The following is a 14,420-nucleotide window of genomic DNA, read 5'->3' as shown; positions in this document are numbered from 1 at the left end:
TCCACCTGGCACACTGTGTGCACCCATCCGTGCCGCGCTGCAACCAGCCATTTCCTCGCTGCATGCCTGCGTCCGGCAAGGCCTTCTTGCTACACTCGCCGGCATGATTTCCACCTGCACGAGTTGGTGACAGCATGATCGAGGTAACCGAGGTTTCCATTGCCGAGCTGCGCGACGCGCTCGCGTCCGGCCGCACGACGGCGGTCGAACTGGTCAAGGCCTACCTGGCCCGGATCGACGCCTACGATGGAGCCGATACCGCCACCGCGCTCAATGCCGTGGTGGTGCGCAACCCAGACGCACTCAAGGAGGCCGAGGCCTCCGACGCCCGTCGCGCACGCGGCGAAACGCTCGGTCCGCTGGACGGCATCCCCTACACCGCCAAGGACAGCTACCTGGTCAAGGGCCTGACCGCCGCCTCCGGCAGCCCGGCGTTCAAGGACCTGGTCGCCCAGCGCGATGCCTTCACCGTCGAGCGCCTGCGCGCTGGCGGTGCCATCTGCCTGGGCAAGACCAACATGCCGCCCATGGCCAACGGCGGCATGCAGCGTGGCGTGTATGGCCGCGCCGAAAGCCCGTACAACGCCGCCTACCTCACCGCGCCCTTCGCTTCCGGCTCCTCCAATGGCGCCGGCACCGCCACTGCGGCCAGCTTCAGCGCCTTCGGCCTGGCCGAGGAAACCTGGTCCAGCGGCCGCGGCCCGGCCTCGAACAACGGCCTGTGCGCCTATACCCCTTCGCGTGGGGTGATCTCGGTGCGCGGCAACTGGCCGCTGACCCCGACCATGGACGTGGTGGTGCCCTACGCCCGGACCATGGCCGACCTGCTGGAAGTGCTCGACGTGGTGGTGGCTGATGACGCCGACACCCGTGGCGACCTCTGGCGCCTGCAACCCTGGGTGCCGATTCCCGCCGCCTCCAGCGTGCGTCCGGCGTCCTACCTGGACCTGGCCGCCGATGCCGGCGCGCTCAAGGGCAAGCGCTTCGGCGTGCCGCGCATGTACATCAACGCCGACGCCGCAGCGGGCACCTCGGAAAAACCCGGTATCGGCGGCCCGACCGGCCAGCGTATCGACACCCGGGCCAGCGTCATCGCGCTCTGGCAGCAGGCACGCCAGGCCCTGGAAGCGGCCGGCGCGCAAGTGCTTGAGGTGGACTTCCCGCTGGTATCCAACTGCGAGGGCGACCGCCCGGGCGCACCGACCGTGTTCAACCGCGGCATCGTCAGCAAGGAATTCCTGCATGACGAGCTGTGGGAGCTTTCCGGCTGGGCCTTCGACGATTTCCTGCGCGCCAACGACGACCCTAAGCTCAACCGCCTGGCCGACGTCGACGGCCCGCAGATCTTCCCCCACGACCCCGGCACCCTGCCCAATCGCGAGGACGACCTGGCGGCGGGCATGGACGAGTACGTCAACATGGCCAAGCGCGGCCTGAAGACCTGGGACCAGATCGCCACCGTACCGGATGGCCTACGCGGCCTGGAGCGTACCCGCAAGCTCGACCTGGAAGACTGGATGGACGCCCAAGGCCTGGACGCGGTGCTGTTCCCTACCGTGGCCGACGTGGGCCCGGCCGATGCCGACGTCAATCCGGCCTCGGCGGACATCGCCTGGAGCAACGGTATCTGGGTGGCCAACGGCAACCTGGCGATCCGTCACCTGGGCGTGCCGACCGTCACCGTGCCGATGGGCGTGATGGCCGATATCGGCATGCCGGTGGGCCTGACCTTCGCCGGCAAGGCCTACGACGACAACGCCCTGCTGCGCTTCGCGGCGGCGTTCGAGTCGACCGGTTCGCGACGTATCGTGCCACCGCGCACGCCGGCGCTGGGCTGATCGACCTTCGGGGTGAGCGCGATAGGCCTCACCCCTGCCGGGCCATCACTTCCACCACCCAGTCGATGAACACCCGCAGCTTGGCACCCACATGGCGGTTCGGCGGGTAGGCCACGTACAGCGGCATCGGCTCCAGCTGCCAGCCTTCGAACAGACGCACCAAGCCGCCATTGGCCAAGTGTGGCCTGGCCATGTAGTCCGGCAGCCACAGTACCCCCAGTCCGGCCAGCCCGGCGGCGAGATAGGCATTGCCGTCGTCCACCGACAGCACTGGCCGGCCCTGTACCTGCAAGCGCTCATCCCCTCGGCTCAAGGCATAGGGCACCGGTTTGCCGCTGCGCGCCCAGAGAAACCCCACCACCCGTTGCCCCGGTCCCTCCAGCTCGCTGGGGTGCAGCGGCGTGCCCAGGCGCGCCAGGTAGGCCGGCGAGGCATACATGCCCAGGCCCAGGTCGGCGACCTTGCGCGCCATCAGCGACTGGTCGAGCAGCTCACCACCGCGCACCACGCAGTCCACGTGCTCGCCGATGATGTCGACGATGCGGTCGCTCACGCCCATGTCGACCTGGATGTCCGGGTAGCGGGCATGGAAATCGGCTAGGGCCGGCACCAGCACCAGGCTGGCCAAGGGGCTGGGCACATCCACCCGCAACTTGCCCCTTGGCGCGCTGGCCGCGCCGCTCAAGCTGCCTTCGGCCTCTTCCAGGTCGGCCAGCAGGCGCACCACGCGTTCGTAGAACTGTGCACCGTCGTTGGTCAGCCGCACCTTGCGCGTGGTGCGGTTGAGCAGGCGTACCCGCAGGCGGGTTTCCAGTTGCTGCACCAGTTGGGTGACGGTGGTGCGGCTCATGTCCAGGGTATCGGCAGCCTTGGTAAAACTGCCGACCTCCACCACCCGGGCGAAGGCGCGCATTGCGTCGAAACGGTCCATCGGCAGCCTCTATTGTTTGGGAATCACAAACAATGATAACCAGAGTTGCGCATTTATCGCGGGCTCGATGCTTCTTACAGTGGTCTCACCCCCAATTGATGGAGACTTTTCCCATGGCCCAACGAGACGTCGTATTCCCCGCCGGGCGCCAGGCGCTGTATGAACTTCACAATTATTCACCCGCCGTGCGCGCGAATGGTTTGCTATTTGTTTCAGGCCAAGTCGGCAGCCGTGAAGACGGCACGCCTGAACCGGGCCTGGAAAACCAGGTGCGTCGGGCATTCGCCAACCTCAATGCGATTCTCGAGGCGGCAGGTTGCACGTTTGCCGATGTGCAGGACGTAACGCTGTTCATCGTCGACCCCGACACACGCTTCCAGGCCATCTGGGATCTGGTGCGCGCCGAGTTCTGGGGGGCTGCGCCCTATCCTGCGACCACGGCTATCGGGGTTACCTGGCTGTCCGGGTTCGATTTCGAGATCAAGGTAGTCGCGCGGCTACCGGACTGAACCACAGCAGCCAAGCGCTGCCCGCCTGGGCAGCGCGCTGGTGCCTAACCTCATGCGCACGCTTCGTCCCACTCTCCCCGCATTATCCAAGACCGTCATATTCCCCTGTTCTAATAGCCCCCATGGCAATCCAATAGCATTGGACGGCCCAAGCCCTGACGAAATGCGCCTCGCGCCCTTTCGATCTGCGGCAACTGAAGGCACAATGCGTGTCCTTTTTTTGGCCGGCCTGGCCGGGGGCCTTTGAAATGATCAAGACGCCGTACTACCTCATCGACAAAACCAAGCTGCTGAGCAACATGGAGAAGATCGCCTACGTGCGCGAACACTCCGGCGCCAAGGCCCTGCTCGCCCTCAAGTGCTTCGCCACCTGGTCGGTGTTCGACCTGATGCAGCAATACATGGACGGCACCACGTCCTCCTCGCTGTTCGAGCTCAAGCTCGGTCGCCAGAAGTTCGCCGGCGAAACCCACGCCTACAGCGTGGCCTGGGCCGACGACGAGGTCGAGGAGATGCTGGAGAACTGCGACAAGATCATCTTCAACTCCATCGGCCAGCTGCAGCGCTTCGCCGAGCAGTCCCAGGGCAAGGTCCGTGGCCTGCGTGTCAACCCGCAAGTGAGCAGCTCCGACTACCTGCTGGCCGACCCCGCCCGTCCCTTCAGCCGCCTGGGCGAGTGGGACCCTGCGAAGATCGAACAGGTCATCGAGCAGATCTCCGGTTTCATGTTCCACAACAACTGCGAGAACGGCGACTTCGGCCTGTTCGACAAGATGCTCTCGCACATCGAGGAGCGCTTCGGCCACCTGCTGCACAAGGTCGAGTGGGTCAGCCTGGGTGGCGGCATCCACTTCACCGGCGAAGACTATGCCGTCGATGCGTTCTGCGCACGCCTGAAAGCCTTCTCGGAAAAATACGCCGTGCAGGTGTACCTGGAGCCCGGCGAAGCCGCCATCACCAACAGCGCCTCGCTGGAAGTGACCGTGCTCGACACCCTGTACAACGGCAAGCACCTGGCCGTGGTCGACAGCTCCATCGAAGCGCACCTGCTCGATTTGTTGATCTACCGCCTCAACGCCAAGATGGCGCCCAACGACGGCGAGCACACCTACATGGTCTGCGGCAAGTCGTGCCTGGCCGGCGACATCTTCGGCGAGTACCAATTCGATCGTCCGCTGGCCATCGGCGATCGCCTGTCGTTCATCGACACGGCTGGCTACACCATGGTCAAGAAAAACTGGTTCAACGGTCTGAAGATGCCGGCCATCGTGGTCAAGCAGCTCGACGGCAGTGTCGAGGTGGTGCGCGAGTTCGGTTTCGAAGACTACGTTTCCAGCCTGTCGTAAGACCGGCGTTCAGTAAGGAGCAAGGGATAAATTGAAGAAGAACGTTCTTATCATTGGTGCAGGAGGTGTCGCCAAGGTGGTGGCCCACAAGTGCGCGCAGCATAACGACGAACTCGGTCGTATTGCCATTGCGTCGCGGAACATCTCCAAATGCCAGGCCATCATCGACAGCGTCAAGGCCAAGGGTAGCCTCAAGGTACCCGCCGACATCCAGGCCTTCTCGCTCAATGCCCTCGATGTCGAGGCAACCAAGGCGCTGATCCGCGAGACCGAATCGCAGATCGTCATCAACGTCGGTTCCGCCTTCCTCAACATGTCGGTGCTGCGTGCCTGCATCGATACCGGTGTCGCCTACCTGGACACCGCCATCCACGAAGAGCCGGGCAAGATCTGCGAAACCCCGCCGTGGTACGGCAACTACGAGTGGAAACACCTCGAAGAGTGCCAACAGAAGAACATCACCGCCATTCTTGGTGTCGGTTTCGACCCGGGTGTGGTGAACAGCTACGCTAAACTCGCGCAGCAACAGTATTTCGATCGCATTGACTCGATCGACATCCTCGACGTCAATGCCGGTTCCCATGGCAAGTACTTCGCCACCAACTTCGACCCGGAAATCAACTTCCGTGAGTTCACCGGTCAAGTCTGGAGCTGGCAGAACAGCCAATGGACCAGCAACACCATGTTCGAGGTCAAGCGCACCGACGACCTGCCGGTGGTGGGTTCGCAGAACCTGTACCTGACCGGACACGACGAAGTGCACTCGATCTCGAAGAACCTGAACGTGCCGAACGTGCGTTTCTGGATGAGCTTCGGCGAGCACTACATCAACGTGTTCACGGTGCTGAAGAACCTCGGCCTGCTCTCCGAGCAGCCGGTGCGCACCGCCGAAGGCCTGGAAGTGGTACCGCTGAAAGTGGTCAAGGCCGTACTGCCCGACCCGGCCTCCCTGGCCCCGGGCTACACCGGCAAGACCTGCATCGGCGACCTGGTCAAGGGCACCAAGGATGGCCAGCCACGGGAAGTGTTCATCTACAACGTGGCCGACCATGAAGAGGCCTACGCCGAGACCGACAGCCAAGGCATCTCCTACACCGCGGGCGTACCGCCGGTAGCCGCCGCGCTGCTGGTCGCCCGTGGCGAGTGGGACGCTGGCCGCATGGTCAACGTCGAGGAACTGCCGGCCGAGCCGTTCCTCAAGGCCCTGGACGTGATGGGCCTGCCGACCCGCGTCAAGGATGAGAAAGGCGACCGTCCGTGGGACGCTGAAGCCTGATTCATCCCCGTATCGGCCCCGCGATGGGGCCGATACTTCTCCTGCCTTTCCCTCACTGCCCCTCTTTCACCCGACTGTCCAATCGTTCTACCAGCGCCTCGGCCAACGCCTTGTCCGAGAATGGGTTCTGCCCGGTGATCAGCTCGCGATCGACCACCACGTTCGGCATCCACGCTTTCGCATAGCTCATTGCACCACCCGCGCTAGCCATGGCTTTCGCGGGGTAGAACAGCAAGCGCTCATCCTTCAACGAACCTTCGAACACCTGCTCTTCCGGGTCGGAGAAGATGGTCATGCGGTACCCCTGGTACACCCAGTTGCTGGCTGCCGGGGTTTCGCCCCGGGCCAAGGCCGCCTGGTAGGCGCCCGGGTCTTTTTGCGCTGAGAGCAAGGCGATGGGGCCGTGGCAGATCGCGGCAGTCGGTTTGCCTGCCTGGTTGAAATGCCGCAACAGCGTGCCGACATCGGGGTTGTTGGCCAGGTCGATCAGTGGCGCATGGCCGCCAGGGATGAACAGGCCCGCGTAGCGGTCCAGGTCACCGGCCAGCACCTCTTTCACCGAAAGGGTGTCATCAATGCCCGGCAGGCCTTTTACCAGCTTCTGGATACGCTGCATCTCCTGAGAGTCGCCTGCGAAGTACTGCGGGTCGACCGAGCGCGCATCAACCGTCGGCGCATTGCCCTTGGGGGTTACCAGCACCAGCGTGTAACCGGCCTTGAGCAGACGATCGGCGGGTACACCGAACTCGTTGAGGTAATAGCCGGTGGCGTACTGCTTGCCATCTTGCAGCGGCAGCTGGTTTTCGCTGGACAGCAGTACCAGCACTTCGCCTTTGGACGCCGCGCTGGCGGCACCGCCGAGCAGCACGCCAGCCAGCGCCAAGGCTATGGGGGTGATCTTGTGCATGAAAGGGTTCCAGATCAGTTGAAAGGGGCAAGGTCAAGAGGGTGGGCGATGTGCACCTGGGTCGGCGCCGCCAGCCACTCGCTGGTGGCGGCGCGGTAGGCTTGGTAGTGCGGGCTCTGGCGATGAGCCTCGACGGCGGCGGCATCGACATAGAGTTCGAATAGCTCGAATGCCAGCACCTCGCCTTCACGCAGGAACAGGTCGTAGCGCAGGTTGCCGGGCTCGGCACGGGTATGGCGGACCATTTCGCGCAGGGCCTTTTCCACCGCGTCGCGGTGCTCTGGGCGAGGTTGGATGGTGGCGAAGAGAGTGACGGGCATTGCAGGCCTCCGATGGCGCTTGCGATTGAAGTGCCGCCATCCTAGCCAGTGCGCTAGCATTCGATAATTCGAAAGCCGTTATTTCTGCGATCCAAAAAATGAATATCGCCAATAAAGACATCAACCTATTGCTGGTTTTCCAGGTGCTCTACCAGGAACGCAACGCCACCCTGGCCGCCGAGCGCATGGCGCTCAGCCAACCGGCCCTCAGCCACAAGCTGAACAAGCTTCGCCACCAGTTCGGCGACCCACTGTTCGTTCGCGCACCACGCGGTCTTACCCCTACGCCACGTGCCCACGAACTGGCTCCCGAAGTACAACGGCTGGTGGAGGATCTGGAGGCCTTCTTCGAACGTTGCGACGGCCAGGATTTCCTCTCCCGCCCTGCCCGCCTACACCTGTACAGCACCGACTATCTGGAGCAGACCCTACTACCCGAGCTGCTGCCAATCTTGCGCAGCCATGCACCGAACCTGACGCTCATTACCCACAACACCCGAGGCCAACTACCGCGCGAAGCCCTGGAGAAAGGCACTTGCGACCTGGCCATCGCAGGGTTCTACACCGACCTGCCCGACACATTCCACCAGCAACGCCTGCTCAGCGAAGACTTCGTGGTGCTGGGCTCGCGTGGTAACCCGAAGTTGGCCGCAGGCCTGAACCTGGAGAGTTTCCTGGCCTGTGAGCACCTGCTTACTACCCTCACCGGCGACCTCGACGGGCTGGTGGACCGCGCCTTGCGTAATCTGGGCCATAGCCGCCGAGTAACCGCTGGGCTGTCGAGCTTTCTGGCGCCAACTCGTCTGGTCCGGGGGACCGACCTGCTGCTGACCTGCCTGCGTTCAGTGGCTGAAGAGGCAGTGCTTCGCGACGACGACCTGTGCCTATACCCGCTGCCACTGGCCTTGCCGCGGGTAGAGGTAATGCAGATCTGGCACGAGCGCACCCATGCCGACCCGCTGCGGCGCTGGTTCAGGCAGCAGCTGTGGGATGTAGCGGCGAAGTGGCGGAAATAGAAATAAACCAACATCGAGCAGCCACTTGCAAATAGGCCAATGCCGGAATACTGTATGAACAACCAGTATTTCAGAGCATTTCCTATGCAACTCATCGCCAAGCTCGGCATCCTCGCCGACGCCGCCAAGTACGACGCCTCGTGCGCCAGCAGTGGCGCGCCCAAGCGCAGCTCTCGTGGCCGGGACGGGCTTGGCGCTACCGATGGCATGGGCATCTGCCACAGCTTCACCCCTGACGGGCGCTGCGTGTCGCTGCTCAAGGTGCTGCTCACCAACTTCTGCCTGTACGACTGCCAATACTGCGTCAACCGCCGCTCCAGCAATGTACCGCGGGCACGCTTCAGCCCCGAGGAAGTGGTGCGCCTGACCCTCGACTTCTACCGGCGCAACTGCATCAGCGGCTTGTTTCTGAGCTCAGGCATCATCCGCTCGGCCGACTACACCATGGAGCAGTTGATTCGCGTGGCGCGGCTGCTGCGAGAGGAGCATGGCTTCCGTGGCTATATCCACCTCAAGACCATCCCCGACGCCGACCCGCTGCTGATCGAGGAAGCCGGGCGCCTGGCCGACCGCCTGAGCGTCAATGTCGAGCTACCGACCGACGCCAGCCTTAAACGCCTGGCCCCGGAAAAACACGCTCACACCATCCGCCAGGCCATGGGGGTGATCCACCAGGGCCAGCAGGCCGTGGCTGGCGAGCCACGCGCGCCGCGCTTCACCCCAGCCGGGCAAAGCACCCAGGTGATCGTCGGCGCCGACACCACCGACGACCGCACCTTGCTGCGCAATGCCGAATCTCTGTACCAGGGTTATGGTCTCAAGCGCGTCTACTATTCGGCCTTCAGCCCCATCCCCGACAGCCCGAACAGCGTGCCCCTGGCAGCCCCGCCGCTGCTGCGCGAGCACCGCCTGTACCAGGCCGACTTCCTCATGCGCGGCTATGGCTACAAGGCCGGCGAACTGCTCGCCCAGGCCGGTAACCTGGCGCTGGACATCGACCCGAAGCTGGCCTGGGCACTGGCCAACCGCGAGGTGTTCCCGTTGGATGTAAACCGCGCAGAACCCGCCTTGCTCGCGCGCATTCCCGGCATTGGCATACGCAGCGTGCAGCGCCTGGTAGCGCTGCGCCGCGAACGACGGGTGCGCTATGACGACCTGATCCAGCTGCGCTGCGTGCTGGAAAAAGCCCGCCCGTTCATCGTCACCAGCGACTACCGCCCCGCCCAGGCGGAACTGCGCAGCGGCTTGTTGCGTGAGCGCCTGCGCGAGCCACAGGCACCGCAACAGATGGGGTTGTGGGGGTGATCGCGCTCGACTGCGACGACCTGTTCAGCACCTGGCGTGACCAGGCGCGGGTGCTGCTGGGGCATGGCATCGACCCTGCCGACGTCACCTGGAACCAGGGTCCGACCAATGACCTGCTCGCAGCCCCTTTGCCATTGCCGCAAGGGCCGGGCCCCTTTCGTGCCAAGGTACCTGCGACCCTGTTGGGGCAGTTGGAACAGGCCGCCCGCTACCGTGGCGAACAACGTTGGAACCTGTTGTATGAAGTGTTGTGGCGCGTTGCCCACGGCGACCGCACCGCCATGCTTGCCGGTGACCGCCTGGGCAGCGAGTTGCAACGACGCATCAAGCAGGTCGGGCGCGAAGCACACCACCTGCATGCCTTCGTACGCTTCGTGCCACTACCGGAACCCCTGGCCCAGCGCCTGCAACTGGAGATGGTGGCCTTCCACGAGCCTGCCCACGACATTCTCGAAAGTGCCAGCGGCCACTTCGCCGAGCGCCTCGGGCGCCTGCGCTGGCTGATTGCGACACCCCAGGACGGCATCCGCTATGACGGCCAGACGCTGGACTACCGCCGCCACTGCCCCGAAGACTGGCGTCAATGGGCGCAGCACGCCGAAGACCCCGGCGCCGACCTGTGGCGCGCCTACTACCGCTCCACCTTCAACCCGGCCCGGCTCAACCCCGACGCCCTGCGCCTGCACATGCCTGGACGCTTCTGGCGGCACCTGCCGGAAGGTATGCTGATTCCCCAGCTCGAAGGCCTGGCGCGTCAGGGCAAGCAGCGCGATGGGCAAGCGCTGGAGGTGGGCTTGCAGCGAGGCAAGCAGGTGATTGGCAAGCCTGCGCGCCAGCTCTGAAGCAAACCTTGCCAAGGGTCCCACACCCGCGGTCACAAAAGCAGCTCGACCCAAGTTATCTTCATCCGCGAAACGCCGCCTCGATCGCCGCAATGTCGATCTTGTCCATCTGCATCATCGCCTCGAACGCCCGCTTGGCCGCGGCGCGGTCGGGGCTGGCGATGGCTTCGGTGAGCACCCTCGGAGTGATCTGCCAGGACACCCCCCATTTGTCGCGGCACCAGCCACATACACTGGCTTCCCCGCCATTGTCGATGATCGCCCGCCAGTAGCGGTCGGTCTCGGCTTGGTCATCGGTTGCCACCTGGAAGGAAAACGCCTCGCTGTGTTTGAACATCGGCCCGCCATTGAGGCCCAGGCAAGGAATACCCATTACGGTGAACTGCACGGTAATGACATCGCCGGCCTTGCCCGAGGGGTAATCGCCCGGTGCCAGATGCACTGCCGTTACCGCGCTGTCGGGAAAGGTCCGGGCATAGAACTCGGCCGCCTCCTGCGCGTCGCCGTCGAACCATAGGCAAATGGCGTTTTTGGGGGTCATGGCAGTGCTCCAAGGTATGGGCATGGACCCTGAAGTCTAGCGGCCAGGGCGCATCAAGCCCCGGCGCAGTGATGTGCGGTCAATGCTGCTCGCTGAACGCCAAGTAGTAGCCGTTGCAGTCGCGCACACCAAACTCCCTGGAGCCGTAGGGCATGTCCTGCAACGGCCAGGCAAGGGTTGTCCGGCCCTTTACCTGCTCGTGGTAGCGGTCGAGGTCAGTGATGCTCAAGTAGAAAGTGCCTGAACATCCAGGCTCGCTACCCCAGAGATCATCTTTAGTGAACACCAGCTGGGAGCCCTGCAGGCTTACAGTGAGGGTGGCTTGCGCCGAGTCGGACACGTTGAAGCCAAGGGCTTCATACCAGGCGCGGGTCTGCTGTAGGTCACGGCAACGCAACAGTGCACTCAAGGGCATGACAACCTCCGGCTTGGGGGCCACTTGGAGGCTCGATGATCCCTTGTAAGCGCCTCGACCAGCAAGCTCGGCTGTATGGTGGGTTTGCCCATGATCTGTATCTCATGCCTAGCCGCCGCAAGCATTAGCATCGAGCTTTCCCCAGCCGGTATCGCACATGAACACTTGCCTCGACCTCCCTGGTCTTACCCTACGCAGGCTGACAGCCGACGACCTCGACATGATTTGCCGTCATCGCCACGCCATGTTCCTCGAAGCAGGCGGCGATGCCGCTCAGTTGCACACCATGAGCGAACATTTTCGCCCCTGGTTGCGCCCACGCCTGGACGATGGTCGCTACTACGGCTTCGCCCTGCTCGACGCCGACCAGCCAATTGCCGCGATCGGCCTGATGAGCCTCGACTGGCCGCCCCACCCGGCACACCCAAAGGATGAGGCACGCGGCTATGTACTGAACGTCTACGTCGAACCCAGCCACCGTCGCCGTGGCCTGGCCTCGGCGCTGATGAAGCTGGCCGAAACCGAGTTCACCCAGCGCGGGCTGAGCTTTGCCGTGCTACATGCAACCGACATCGGCAGACCGGTATATGAGGCGCTGGGCTGGGGCGCGACAGCGGAAATGGCCAAGCGCATTTGAGCCATTGCGCTACAGACTTTCAGCAACAGGCAAAAAAATGTAACAGCCTGCCGCTCGCGAGGTCCTACCCATGAACTAGTCTGAAACCCAGTGATGCCGGGCCCCTCTGACGGATTTCCCGCCATGTCGGAATCACTGTTGCCTTGCGCAACGTCGACAATCAAGGAGGGGCTCATGACAGCTCTGCATACATTCCTCACCACACCTTTGCTCGGTACCAGCACCTGGCTGTGGCTGGTGTTCGTCACCATCGTCGTCGGCCTGCTGGTCCTGGACCTGGGCGTACTGCACCGCGAAGACCGCGAAATCGAAATGCGCGAGAGCCTGCTGTTGTACTCGGGCTACTTCAGCGTCGGCGTGTTGTTCGGCGTGTGGGTGTGGTACGAACTGGGCAGCCAGTCGGCGCTGGAGTTCTACACCGGGTTCCTGGTCGAGCAGTCGCTGTCGATGGACAACGTATTCGTCATGGCAATGATCTTCAGCTTCTTCGCCATCCCTCGCCGTTACCAGCACCGGGTGCTGTTCTGGGGCATCCTCGGCGTGGTGGTCCTGCGTGCGATCATGATCGGCGTGGGCGCGGCACTGGTGCAGAACTTCGAGTGGGTGTTGTACATCTTCGGCGCGTTCCTACTGTTCACCGGGGTGAAGATGGCGTTGTCCAAGGAGGACAGCCACCCCGACCTTGCCAACAACCCGGTACTGCGCTTCGTGCGCCGGCACATGCGCGTCACCGATCAAATCCACGGCAAGCACTTCTTCGTGCAGCTCACGCCGCCCGGACAAACCAAGGCACTGCGCTATGCCACGCCGTTGTTCCTCGCCTTGGTACTGATCGAGCTGGCCGACCTGGTATTCGCCGTCGACAGCGTGCCGGCGATCTTCGCCATCACCCAGGACCCGTTCATCGTCTACACCTCGAACATCTTCGCCATCCTCGGCCTGCGCTCGCTGTACTTCGCCCTGGCGGCGCTGATGCACCGCTTCGTCTACCTCAAGTACGCCCTGGCACTGGTGCTGATCTTCATCGGCTGCAAGATCTTCTACCACGGGTTGGTCGGCAAGGTGCCCGCGCTGCTGTCGCTGGGGGTGACCTTCGGGCTGCTATTCGGTGGCGTGGTGCTCTCGCTGTTCAAGACTCGCCGCGACCCTGTTCCACCAGAGGGGGTCGTCGAGGGCACGACAATGGATGAGCGTCCACCGGCTCAGGTCGATGGCAAGAAAGCCCCCGGGGTGACCGAAACCGGCGGGTAACCAAACATGAAAAGACCCGCCTAGGCGGGTCTTTTCATTGGCTTGATGGTGCGTCAGGAGTGCCCGCTACGCAACATCTCCTTGGGTACGTACTTGCCAATCTCATACTTGCCAATCGCTGCCCGGTGCACTTCATCCGGCCCATCGGCCAGGCGCAAGGTGCGCTGCATGGCATACATGTAGGCCAACGGGAAATCCCCACTCACCCCTGCCCCGCCATGCATCTGGATCGCCCGGTCGATCACCTGCAACGCCACGTTCGGTGCCACCACCTTGATCTGCGCGATCTCGCTGCGGGCCACCTTGTTGCCGACGGTGTCCATCATGTACGCCGCCTTCAGGGTCAGCAGCCGGGCCATGTCGATCTCCATGCGCGAGTCGGCGATCTTGTCGACGTTGCCGCCCAGGCGCGCCAAGGGCCGACCGAACGCGGTACGACTGACCGCACGCTTGCACATCAGCTCAAGGGCCCGTTCGGCCATGCCGACCGAGCGCATGCAATGGTGGATACGGCCTGGGCCAAGACGCCCCTGGGCGATCTCGAAGCCGCGGCCTTCGCCCAGCAGCACATTCTCGTAGGGCACGCGCACATTCTCGAACAGCACCTCGGCGTGGCCATGGGGCGCGTCGTCGTAGCCGAATACCGGCAGCGGGCGGACGATCTTCACACCCGGCGTGTCAGTGGGCACCAGGATCATCGAATGCTGCTGGTGACGCGGGCCATCCGGGTCGGACAAGCCCATGAAGATCATCACCTTGCAACGCGGGTCGCACGCGCCGGAGGTCCACCACTTGCGGCCGTTGATTACCCACTGGTCACCCTCGCGCACGGCGGTGGCGGCCATGTTGGTGGCATCGGACGAGGCCACGTCCGGCTCGGTCATGGCGAACGCCGAGCGAATCTCGCCACGCAGCAAGGGCTCCAGCCACTGCTGCTTCTGCGCCTCGCTGCCGTAGCGCACCAGCACTTCCATGTTGCCGGTGTCCGGCGCCGAGCAGTTGAACGGCTCCGGGCCCAGCAGCGAGCGGCCCATGATCTCGGCCAACGGCGCGTACTCCATGTTGGTCAGGCCCGCACCATACTCGGACTCGGGCAGGAACAGGTTCCATAGCCCCTCGGCGCGGGCCTTGGCCTTGAGCTCCTCCATGATCGCGGTGGGTTGCCAGCGGTCGCCCTCGGCGACCTGGCGCTCGAACACCGGTTCTGCGGGGTACACATGGGCATCCATGAACGCGGTGACGCGCTCGCGAAGAGCCTGGACCTTGGGCGTATAGGCGAAATCCAT

At 63.7% G+C, this 14,420-nt stretch carries 15 protein-coding genes; 9 read left to right on the top strand and 6 right to left on the bottom strand.

What is annotated here, in order from left to right:
- The first annotated feature begins 134 nt into the window (after positions 1-134).
- A complete protein-coding gene (locus ACQKPE_RS11470) occupies positions 135-1,838 on the top strand; it encodes an amidase (RefSeq protein ID WP_427665869.1) in 1,704 nt (567 codons plus the stop codon).
- 28 nt (positions 1,839-1,866) lie between these two features.
- Here ACQKPE_RS11470 and ACQKPE_RS11465 read toward each other — a convergent pair whose 3' ends face one another.
- Positions 1,867-2,769: a LysR substrate-binding domain-containing protein gene (locus ACQKPE_RS11465; RefSeq protein ID WP_427665867.1), complete on the bottom strand. Its 903-nt coding sequence runs from the start codon at positions 2,767-2,769 to the stop codon at positions 1,867-1,869.
- A gap of 113 nt (positions 2,770-2,882) precedes the next feature.
- Here ACQKPE_RS11465 and ACQKPE_RS11460 point away from each other — a divergent pair, with 113 nt between their 5' ends.
- The 3 genes from ACQKPE_RS11460 (at position 2,883) to ACQKPE_RS11450 (ending at position 5,900) form a co-directional block, all read left to right on the top strand.
- Entirely contained in the window at positions 2,883-3,278 is a 396-nt protein-coding gene (locus ACQKPE_RS11460; RefSeq protein WP_427665865.1) for a RidA family protein, read from the top strand.
- 248 nt (positions 3,279-3,526) lie between these two features.
- On the top strand, positions 3,527-4,624 hold the full coding sequence (locus ACQKPE_RS11455; protein WP_427665863.1) for a carboxynorspermidine decarboxylase: 1,098 nt from the start codon (positions 3,527-3,529) through the stop codon (positions 4,622-4,624).
- 31 nt (positions 4,625-4,655) lie between these two features.
- On the top strand, positions 4,656-5,900 hold the full coding sequence (locus ACQKPE_RS11450; RefSeq protein ID WP_427665862.1) for a saccharopine dehydrogenase family protein: 1,245 nt from the start codon (positions 4,656-4,658) through the stop codon (positions 5,898-5,900).
- Positions 5,901-5,952: 52 nt separating this feature from the next.
- Here ACQKPE_RS11450 and ACQKPE_RS11445 read toward each other — a convergent pair whose 3' ends face one another.
- Both ACQKPE_RS11445 and ACQKPE_RS11440 read right to left on the bottom strand, forming a co-directional pair.
- The gene (locus ACQKPE_RS11445; protein WP_427665860.1) at positions 5,953-6,807 is read right to left on the bottom strand and encodes a type 1 glutamine amidotransferase domain-containing protein; all 855 of its coding nucleotides are present in this window, start codon (positions 6,805-6,807) and stop codon (positions 5,953-5,955) included.
- Between the two features lie 14 nt (positions 6,808-6,821).
- The gene (locus ACQKPE_RS11440) at positions 6,822-7,127 is read right to left on the bottom strand and encodes a putative quinol monooxygenase (protein WP_427665858.1); all 306 of its coding nucleotides are present in this window, start codon (positions 7,125-7,127) and stop codon (positions 6,822-6,824) included.
- Between the two features lie 98 nt (positions 7,128-7,225).
- Here ACQKPE_RS11440 and ACQKPE_RS11435 point away from each other — a divergent pair, with 98 nt between their 5' ends.
- From ACQKPE_RS11435 to ACQKPE_RS11425, 3 genes are all read left to right on the top strand, one after another.
- The gene (locus ACQKPE_RS11435; RefSeq protein ID WP_427665856.1) at positions 7,226-8,143 is read left to right on the top strand and encodes a LysR family transcriptional regulator; all 918 of its coding nucleotides are present in this window, start codon (positions 7,226-7,228) and stop codon (positions 8,141-8,143) included.
- Positions 8,144-8,227: 84 nt separating this feature from the next.
- Entirely contained in the window at positions 8,228-9,448 is a 1,221-nt protein-coding gene (locus ACQKPE_RS11430; protein ID WP_427665854.1) for a putative DNA modification/repair radical SAM protein, read from the top strand.
- Positions 9,439-10,290 (top strand): TIGR03915 family putative DNA repair protein, encoded by an 852-nt coding sequence (locus ACQKPE_RS11425; RefSeq protein ID WP_427665852.1) that lies wholly within the window; start codon positions 9,439-9,441, stop codon positions 10,288-10,290. Before ACQKPE_RS11430 ends, ACQKPE_RS11425 begins: the two co-directional genes overlap by 10 nt.
- A gap of 61 nt (positions 10,291-10,351) precedes the next feature.
- Here the strand turns inward: ACQKPE_RS11425 and ACQKPE_RS11420 are convergent, their stop codons facing one another.
- Positions 10,352-10,831 (bottom strand): VOC family protein, encoded by a 480-nt coding sequence (locus ACQKPE_RS11420; protein ID WP_427665850.1) that lies wholly within the window; start codon positions 10,829-10,831, stop codon positions 10,352-10,354.
- 79 nt (positions 10,832-10,910) lie between these two features.
- The gene (locus ACQKPE_RS11415) at positions 10,911-11,246 is read right to left on the bottom strand and encodes a VOC family protein (RefSeq protein ID WP_427665849.1); all 336 of its coding nucleotides are present in this window, start codon (positions 11,244-11,246) and stop codon (positions 10,911-10,913) included.
- A 157-nt stretch (positions 11,247-11,403) separates the two neighbouring features.
- Here ACQKPE_RS11415 and ACQKPE_RS11410 point away from each other — a divergent pair, with 157 nt between their 5' ends.
- Together ACQKPE_RS11410 and ACQKPE_RS11405 are read left to right on the top strand one after the other, a co-directional pair.
- Positions 11,404-11,883, top strand: coding sequence for a GNAT family N-acetyltransferase (locus ACQKPE_RS11410; protein WP_427665847.1), 480 nt, complete (start codon positions 11,404-11,406; stop codon positions 11,881-11,883).
- 174 nt (positions 11,884-12,057) lie between these two features.
- Positions 12,058-13,134, top strand: coding sequence for a TerC family protein (locus ACQKPE_RS11405; RefSeq protein ID WP_427665846.1), 1,077 nt, complete (start codon positions 12,058-12,060; stop codon positions 13,132-13,134).
- A gap of 53 nt (positions 13,135-13,187) precedes the next feature.
- Here ACQKPE_RS11405 and ACQKPE_RS11400 read toward each other — a convergent pair whose 3' ends face one another.
- Positions 13,188-14,420, bottom strand: coding sequence for an acyl-CoA dehydrogenase (locus ACQKPE_RS11400; RefSeq protein WP_427665844.1), 1,233 nt, complete (start codon positions 14,418-14,420; stop codon positions 13,188-13,190).

It is taken from the genome of Pseudomonas sp. NPDC089554, assembly GCF_050280645.1.
Taxonomy (GTDB): Bacteria; Pseudomonadota; Gammaproteobacteria; order Pseudomonadales; family Pseudomonadaceae; genus Aquipseudomonas.
Note: the sequence above shows the minus strand (reverse complement) of the source record. Positions and strands in the feature narration are given on the sequence as shown.